General features: G+C 63.7%; 9 protein-coding genes. 3 read left to right on the top strand and 6 right to left on the bottom strand.

Translation table 11 applies throughout. From position 1 onward, the window contains the following. From EN993_RS26980 to speB, 3 genes are all read right to left on the bottom strand, one after another. The coding region (locus EN993_RS26980) for an aminoglycoside phosphotransferase family protein (protein ID WP_281040576.1) at positions 1-517 on the bottom strand (517 nt) is incomplete at its 3' end. Continuing rightward, on the bottom strand, positions 517-1,443 hold the full coding sequence (gene argC / locus EN993_RS26975) for an N-acetyl-gamma-glutamyl-phosphate reductase (RefSeq protein ID WP_127265286.1): 927 nt from the start codon (positions 1,441-1,443) through the stop codon (positions 517-519). The genes argC and EN993_RS26980, both read right to left, overlap by 1 nt. A 30-nt stretch (positions 1,444-1,473) precedes the next feature. After that, a complete protein-coding gene (gene speB, locus EN993_RS26970) occupies positions 1,474-2,481 on the bottom strand; it encodes an agmatinase (protein ID WP_109669467.1) in 1,008 nt (335 codons plus the stop codon). Between the two features lie 124 nt (positions 2,482-2,605). On the opposite strand from speB, the gene EN993_RS26965 reads away from it, so the two are divergent. Both EN993_RS26965 and EN993_RS26960 read left to right on the top strand, forming a co-directional pair. Continuing rightward, positions 2,606-3,814 carry an acyltransferase gene (locus tag EN993_RS26965; RefSeq protein WP_127265285.1) on the top strand — a complete coding sequence of 403 codons (1,209 nt, stop codon included), beginning with the start codon at positions 2,606-2,608 and terminating at the stop codon, positions 3,812-3,814. Positions 3,815-3,986: 172 nt separating this feature from the next. Continuing rightward, positions 3,987-5,045 carry a glycerophosphodiester phosphodiesterase family protein gene (locus EN993_RS26960; protein WP_109669472.1) on the top strand — a complete coding sequence of 353 codons (1,059 nt, stop codon included), beginning with the start codon at positions 3,987-3,989 and terminating at the stop codon, positions 5,043-5,045. Between the two features lie 51 nt (positions 5,046-5,096). On the opposite strand, the gene EN993_RS26955 is transcribed toward EN993_RS26960, so the two are convergent. After that, positions 5,097-5,969 (bottom strand): aldo/keto reductase family oxidoreductase, encoded by an 873-nt coding sequence (locus EN993_RS26955; protein WP_127265284.1) that lies wholly within the window; start codon positions 5,967-5,969, stop codon positions 5,097-5,099. A gap of 92 nt (positions 5,970-6,061) precedes the next feature. On the opposite strand from EN993_RS26955, the gene EN993_RS26950 reads away from it, so the two are divergent. After that, positions 6,062-6,961, top strand: a complete 900-nt coding sequence (locus EN993_RS26950) for a LysR family transcriptional regulator (protein ID WP_127265283.1) — start codon at positions 6,062-6,064, stop codon at positions 6,959-6,961. 168 nt (positions 6,962-7,129) lie between these two features. Here EN993_RS26950 and rpsI read toward each other — a convergent pair whose 3' ends face one another. Both rpsI and rplM read right to left on the bottom strand, forming a co-directional pair. Continuing rightward, on the bottom strand, positions 7,130-7,612 hold the full coding sequence (gene rpsI, locus EN993_RS26945; RefSeq protein WP_023810272.1) for a 30S ribosomal protein S9: 483 nt from the start codon (positions 7,610-7,612) through the stop codon (positions 7,130-7,132). A 1-nt stretch (position 7,613) separates the two neighbouring features. After that, a partial coding sequence (gene rplM / locus EN993_RS26940; RefSeq protein ID WP_127265282.1) for a 50S ribosomal protein L13 occupies positions 7,614-7,895 on the bottom strand: 282 nt, incomplete at its 5' end.

Raw genomic sequence — 7,895 nt, 5'->3', positions numbered from 1 at the left:
GCAGGTCGCCATGCAGGGGCCTGATATCATGCGGATTGGCCAGCAACCGATCGGCAACGACGGCGGCCTCGACATAGAGGCTGTCATGGCCGGCGTCGCGATCGGATGCGGCTTTCCTGAACAGGCTGGCGAACCGTTCCCTCAGCGGTTGAAGATCGGGCGGGAAGGGGTCTTTCCCAGGCGAAAACAGTTTTGCCATCACGTCGGCCGCAATTGCGGTCGCCGCAAAGTCGCCCTGTTCGTCGAGCACCTGCTGCAGAAGAGTTTCACCGGCATATTCGAGCAGCATGCTGTGGTCGTCGCGACCGAGCAGGCGCACCGCGCCTTCGCCGCGCCGCCAGGCGAGGTAATGCTCTCCGCGCAACTCGTCGGCGATATCATCGAAAGGCTGGAGTGCCTTGACGATCGCCGGCGAGCCGTCTTCGCGCAAAACCTTCCAGATGCGGCTCGAAAAGGTCTCGGCAATGAGTTCGGGCGCGCTGACCTTCCAGCGCACTGGAAAGGCTGGCGCGTCCATCAGAGGCCGAGCATCAGGTCCATGTTCTGGACGGCAGCGCCCGAGGCGCCCTTGCCGAGATTGTCATAGACCGCCAGCAGCAGGGCCTGCGCCCGTTTGTCGTTGGCGAAGACATAGACCTTCATCCGGTTGGTGCCGTTGTAGATCTCCGGATCGATCTCCGGCATCCGCTCCGAATGCGCGTAGGGCGCCACCTCGACCACGCCGCCCTTGATGGTGGCGAAATGGTCGGCAATCGCCGCATGCAGTTCCGCACCGGTCGGCACATGGTCGAGGCCACCAAGCTGCAACGGCACGACGGTGATCATACCTTGCGCGAAATTGCCGACCGCCGGCTGCATGATCGGATCATGCGACAGCCTGGCATAGGCCCTCAATTCCGGCACGTGCTTGTGCTGCAGGGTAAGGCCGTAGGGCAGGAATTCCGAGGCGTCCTCGCCCTTGGCGACATAGTCCTCGATCATCGGCCGTCCGCCGCCCGAATAGCCCGAAATGCCGTTGACGGTGATCGGGAAATCCGCCGGCAGCAGGCCGGCGGTGACCAGCGGCCGCAGCGTTGCGATCGGTCCTTGCGGCCAGCAGCCGGGGTTGGCGACGCGTTTTGCCGAGGCAATCGTCTTCGCCTGCGTCTTGTCCATCTCGGCGAAACCATACGCCCAGCCTTCCGCCACGCGATGCGCGGTCGACGCATCGATGACCTTGGTGGTGTCGTTGGCGATCAGCGAGACGCTTTCCTTCGCCGCATCGTCGGGCAGGCACAGGATCGCGACATCGGCGGCATTGAGGAGCTCGGCGCGCGCCGCCGTTTCCTTGCGGCGCTCGGCGGGAACCGAGATGATTTCCAGGTCGCCGCGCTCGGCAAGCAGCGCCCGGATCTGCAGGCCGGTGGTGCCGTGTTCGCCGTCGATGAAGATTTTCGGTTTCATGGATTGATCAAATTCCCTGATATTCTAGGACTATATGCCGTTACCGTGGTTCACTGCGGCACCGTTGTGATGGCCGTTGTTCAGCTCTTCAAGCCGTGCCTTTCGCTCCGCCAGCAGGCCGAGATATTGCATGGCCACCATGGAGCCGGCGATCGCCGTTATATCGGCGTGATCATAGGCCGGCGCAACCTCTACGACATCGGCGCCGACAATATCGATCTGGTTGAGCTGGCGCAGCGTCGAAAGGATCTTCGCCGAGGACGGCCCGCCGGCAACCGGCGTGCCGGTTCCCGGCGCATAGGCCGGATCGAGGCAGTCGATGTCGAAGGTGAGATAGGTCTTCTTGCCGCCGGTGCGGTCGACGATGGCGTAGGCGATGTCGGACGCCCGCATCTCCTCGATTTCATGACCGTAGAGGATCTTGATGCCGAACGTGTCGGGCGCATGGGTGCGGATGCCGATCTGGATCGACCGGTCGGGATCGATGATGCCTTCCTTGACGGCGCGGCCGACGAAGGATCCGTGGTCGATGCGCTTGCCGTCGTCCGGCCAGGTATCCTGATGGGCGTCGAATTGCACCAAAGCGAGCGGCCCATGGATGGCGGCATGCGCCTTGAGCAGCGGCCAGGTGACGAAATGGTCGCCGCCGAGCGTCAGCAGGAAGGCGCCGGATTTGAGGATCTTCGCCGCTTCGCGCTCGATCGTGCCGGGCGTCTTCTGGTGGTTGCCCGAGTCGAGCAGGCAATCGCCATAGTCGACGACCGCCAGATGCTCGAACAGATCGCGTGAGAACGGATATTGCGGGTCGTTGTCGAGGATCGCCGAGGCGCGGCGAATCGCCTGCGGCCCGAAGCGGGCGCCGGGCCGGTTGGTGACGGCGGCATCGAAGGGAATACCCCACACCACCGCATCCGCGCCCTTCACGTCCTTGGTGTATTTGCGCCGCATGAATGACAGTGCGCCGGAGTAGGTCGGCTCGAATGCGGCGCCCGTTTTGGAACGGGCGGTGAAGGCGTTGTCGATGTTGTTGTTCGCCATTACGGATCCTCGTTTTTCATCGGGGTGCAACAACTACAGAACCGGCACGGAAGATGCCAGTCACAGCTTGGCGAGACGGAGTGGCGCTGCGCGAGTGCCACGGCAAGACAGGATTTGTATCATCATGACGCAGGCCGCGTTTCTTAATCCTCCCCGTGCCGCGGTGTCGACCCACACCGGTACGATCGCCGGTGAACGCTTCCTGGTCCTTGATTCGTGGCGCGGTATCTGTGCGCTTCTGGTGGCACTGTTTCACTTCCCGACCGGTTCGACGGTTTCGCAAAGCGCCTTCATCGGTTCGTCCTATCTCTTCGTCGATTTCTTCTTCGTTCTGTCCGGTTTCGTCATTGCCAGCAGCTACGGCGATCGGCTCAATCAGCCGGAACAGGTTGCTCGCTTCGCCCTGGTCCGTTTCGGTCGCATCTACCCGCTGCATCTGCTCATGCTTGCCGCCTTTGCCGGCTTCGAGCTGCTGCGCCTGATGTTGCCGCAACTGCATGGCACCGGTGCTGCTCCCTTCACCGGCGGCTTCGACCCTAGGAGTCTGCTTGCCAATCTTCTCCTGCTGCAGGGTGTCGGCTTCGAGGATCAATTGACCTGGAATGCCCCAAGCTGGAGCATTTCGGCCGAGTTCTTCGCCTATCTCCTGTTCGCTGGCGTAGTCTTCGTCGCTGGCGCACGCGCCTGGATATGGTTCGTTGCCGCCGCCGTCACCGCGCCGCTGTTCCTGCTCGGCTTCTCGACCCATCATATGGATGTGTCCTTCGATTTCGGCTTCATCCGCTGCCTGTACGGCTTCTCGCTCGGCGCCTTGCTGGCCTGGTTTCAGCATGATTCCATTGCAGGGGCACGACAGGTCCTCGCCAGAAGCGGCCCACGGATGGACTGGACCCTTGCCGAAATCGTCATGGTGGCCGTCATCGTGCTTTTTGTTTCGCTGGCCGGCGGCAATGATTTCGGCATCGCGGCACCCCTGGTGTTCGCGCTGGCGCTGTTTCTGTTCGCCCATGAAGGCGGCTGGATCAGCGCCTTGCTGAGAGCCCCGTTCATGTTGACGCTCGGCGCGCTGTCCTATTCGATCTACATGGTCCACATCTTCGTCCAGGCGCGCCTGATCAACGTCGCTGGGCTCGTCGAGCGCAAACTCGGCCTCGGCCTGATTGGCGACTTCATGCTGCGCGGCCAGCCTGCCACCGGCTTCGGCGCCGGCTGGACGGGAGCGGTGGCGATCGTCGTCATGCTCGCCGCCACCATCGCCGCATCCTGGATCACCTGGCGTTTCGTCGAGATGCCGGCCATGGCGTGGTTCCGCCGGCTCTCGAAACGCATCTGAGGAGAGCTTTTGCGAGCATGATCCCGAAAAGTGGAAGCCGGTTTTCTCGGACAAACGGAAACCGTTTGTCCAGAGATCATGCTCAAACCAGAAATCCGCTAGCCGGCTTCGTTCACCCAGATGTCACGGGCATCGCCTATCCGGGTTTCGATCCGGCAAGGAGCGATTCTCGATGCGGACCCTTTGGCTGAGCCTTCTGTTTTCCGCGGCCTTGGCGGCTGCCTCTGGCCAAGCCTTGGCCGGCGAAACCCGCGCCAGACAGATCCTCGACCGCTTCGAGCATGCCAACCAGTGGCGCGACCACGTCATGGTGGCCGCGCATCGCGCCGGTAGCATGCAGGCTGGCAAGACGCTTTATGCGGAGAATTCGATTGCCGCTGTGGAAGGTTCGATCGCCATGGGCGCCGAGATCGTCGAGGTCGACATCCGGCGCTCGAAGGACGGTGAGTTCGTCGTCATGCATGACAGCTGGCTCGACCGCACCACGACCTGCAAGGGCGAGGTGGTCAAATACACGCTGGCCGAGCTCAAGACCTGCAGGCTTGTGATTGAGGGCACCGGCGCTGTCACCGACGAGACAGTCTCGACGCTGCGCGAGATGCTCATGGCGACCAGGGACAGGATCCTCATCAATCTCGACAACAAGCTCGAAGTCGGCGACCTCCCAGGCATGATCGCGGTCGCCCGCGACCTCGGCATGGCCGAGCAGGTCATCGTCAAGGAGAACCTGTGGAATTCACAGCGGATTTCCGCGGTCAAGGCCGCCATGGGCGCCATCGGCGGCGGCTTCCAGTTCATGCCCATCATCGCCGACGACGCGGTGCATGATGCCGGTTTCGCCGAGACGGTCGACGGTGCCTTTTCGCCGCGTGCGATCGAGCTGATCAACTGGCGGGCAGGCGCCGAGAAATTGACCGAGACCGGCGGACCACTGTTCAGCACGCGCATGCGCGCGGCCGCGGTGAGGGGCAACTGGCACATCTGGGCCGACACCTACGCCATCGTCAACAAGCCGGGCGGCTTCCTGGCTGGCGGCCGCGGCGACGAACTGGCAGTGCAAGCCAGCCTGCCGCGCGAAAGCTGGGGTTTTTGGGCTGATCGGGGCGCCACCATCATCCAGACCGACGAGCCGAAGGCGGCCATCGACTGGCTGGCGGCGAACGGTTTTCGCGTGCCTTATGCTGATGAGGCGCGGCCGGCTGAGCCGGCGAATACGGCGAGTATCAACTAAGCGGCGGCTGCGGCAGCCAATCTCCCCCACGAGGGGGGAGATTGGCTAGCTTCAAGCCGCCAGCGCCACGCCGTCCAGTTCGCTGAGCACATCCTGTGGCAATTCGAGTTCACCCGCCGCTAGGTTTTCCCTGAGATGCCCGACCGACGATGTGCCGGGGATCAGCAGGATGTTGGGCGCGCGGCGCAGCAGCCAGGCGAGCGCGACCTGCATGGGTGTGGCGCCGAGGCGCGCTGCGACTTTCGACAGGGTGGAAGATTGCAGTGGATTGAAGCCGCCGAGCGGGAAGAACGGCACATAGGCAATGCCGTCGCGGGCAAGGTCGTCGATTAGGGCGTCGTCGTCGCGATGTGCCAGATTGTACTGGTTCTGCACGCAGACGATCTCGGCGATCCGGCGTCCTTCGGCTATCTGCGCCGACGTCACGTTGCTCAGCCCGATGTGCCGGACCAGGCCCTGTTGTTGAAGCCCGGCCAGCACAGCGAGCGGGGCTTCGATCGATCCCTCGGCTGGACCATGGGTATCGAACATGATGCGCAAATTGACCACATCAAGCACCTCGAGCCCGAGATTGCTGAGATTGTCGTGCACCGCCTGGGTCAGCGCTTCGGGAGAAAAGGCCGGCAGCCACGATCCATCCGTGCCGCGCCGGGCGCCGATCTTGGTGACGATGACCAGATCGTCCTTGTAGGGTGCCAGGGCCTCGCGGATCAGCCGGTTGGTGACGTGCGGCCCATAGAAATCGCTGGTATCGATGTGGTCGACGCCTTGCGCAATGGCCTCGCGCAGCACTGCCAATGCCGCGTCACGGTCTTTGGGCGGCCCGAACACGCCGGGTCCGGCGAGTTGCATGGCACCGTAGCCGAGCCGCTTCACGCTGTGGCTGCCAAGGGTGAAGGTGCCGGCCTGTTGAATATTGGACATGCTTGATCTCCTTTTGAGGAGGCAGAGATAGGCGTTGCTCAACCTCGTGATAATCAGGTACAATCCACACAGGCTGTGCGGAATGGCGAACAATGATGGATCTCAGTGATCTGAACGCCTTCGTTGCGGTGGCGCGCGCCGGCGGCTTTCGCGATGGCGCGCGTGCCAGCGGCGGCAGCGCTTCGGGCTTGAGTGAGGCGGTGCGTCGCCTGGAAGTGCAGCTCGGCGTCAGGCTGTTCAACCGCACGACGCGCAGTGTCGTGCCGACCGAGGCAGGTCTCAGCCTGCTGGAACGGCTCGGCCCGGCGCTGTCGGAGGTGGAGGCGGCGCTGGACGTGGTGAACGGCTTTCGCGACAGGCCGGCGGGCTCGTTGCGTCTCAATGTGCCGGTCAGCGCCGCGCGGCTGATATTGCCCGACATCGTGCCGGGTTTCCTCACTGCCTATCCCGGTATCCGGCTGGAGGTGATCGCCGACGAGAACTTTGTCGACGTGCTGGCAGCCGGGTGCGACGCCGGCATCCGCTATGACGAGCGGCTGGAACAGGACATGATCGCGGTGCCGATCGGACCGCGCGTGCAGCATTTCGCCACCGCCGCCAGCCCTGCCTATCTTGATCGCCACGGACGGCCGCAACACCCGAGCGACCTGCTTGGCCATTCTTGTGTGCGCGGGCGCTTTGCCAGCGGTGCAATGCTGCCTTGGGAATTCGAGCGCGACGGCGAGGTGGTGCGGGTCGATCCGACGGGGCCATTGATCGTGCGGATCGGCGGGGCGACCGATCTTGCCGTCGACGCGGCCATCGCCGGCACCGGCATCATCGGCCTCTTCGAGGGCTGGCTCCGCCCTTACTTCGAAAGCGGCGCCCTTGAGCCCATTCTCGAACCGTGGTGGCCGAGTTTTCCCGGGCCGTTCCTCTACTATCCCGGCCGGCGCCTGGTGCCAGCCCCGCTGCGAGCGTTTATTGATTTCATCAAGGCCGGCAGGCCTTGAGGTCTGCCGCCAGGCATTGCCGCCCCGGCGCCATCACCCCAACCGGCGCTGCGCGCCGACCTCCTCATCGAAGGGAGGTAGGGTGCCGCGCTCTTCTACCTCCTTGCCGAGCCGCAAACAAAAAGGCCGCCCGGAGGCGGCCTTTCGATTGTCTGAATTTCGGAGCGCTTAGCGCTTCGAGAACTGGAACGAACGACGGGCCTTGGCCTTGCCGTACTTCTTGCGCTCGACGACGCGGCTGTCGCGGGTCAGGAAGCCACCCTTCTTGAGCACGGCGCGCAGCGTCGGCTCGTAGTAGGTCAGCGCCTTGGAGATGCCGTGGCGCACGGCGCCGGCCTGGCCGGAGAGACCGCCGCCGACAACGGTCGCGACGATGTCGTACTGGCCGGCGCGGTTGGAGGCGATGATCGGCTGGTTGAGGATCATCTGCAGGACCGGACGCGCGAAATAGGTCGCGAATTCCTTGTCGTTGACGATGATCTTGCCGGAACCCGGCTTCACCCAGACGCGCGCAATGGCGTTCTTGCGCTTGCCGGTGGCATAGGCGCGGCCCGACTTGTCGAGCTTCTGGACGTGGACGGGGGCTGCCGGCTGGGTGTTGGTGTTGCCGGTGGCGGCGCCCAGTTCTGCGAGCGAGGAAAGCTCAGCCATCTTATGCGACCTTCTTGTTCTTGGCGTTCAGCTTGGCCACGTCGAGTACAACGGGCTGCTGGGCGACATGCGGATGCTCGGCACCTGCATAGACGCGCAGGTTCTTCATCTGGCGACGGCCGAGCGGGCCACGCGGGACCATGCGCTCAACGGCCTTCTCGACGACACGCTCGGGGAAACGACCCTCGAGCAGCTGGCGCGCGGTGCGCTCCTTGATGCCGCCTGGGTGGCCGGTGTGCCAGTAATAGACCTTGTCGGTGAACTTCTTGCCGGTGAACACCAC

The sequence above is a fragment of the Mesorhizobium sp. M7D.F.Ca.US.004.01.2.1 genome (assembly GCF_003997785.1).
Classification (GTDB): domain Bacteria; phylum Pseudomonadota; class Alphaproteobacteria; order Rhizobiales; family Rhizobiaceae; genus Mesorhizobium; species Mesorhizobium loti.
This window is presented reverse-complemented; position numbering and strand designations above follow the sequence as displayed.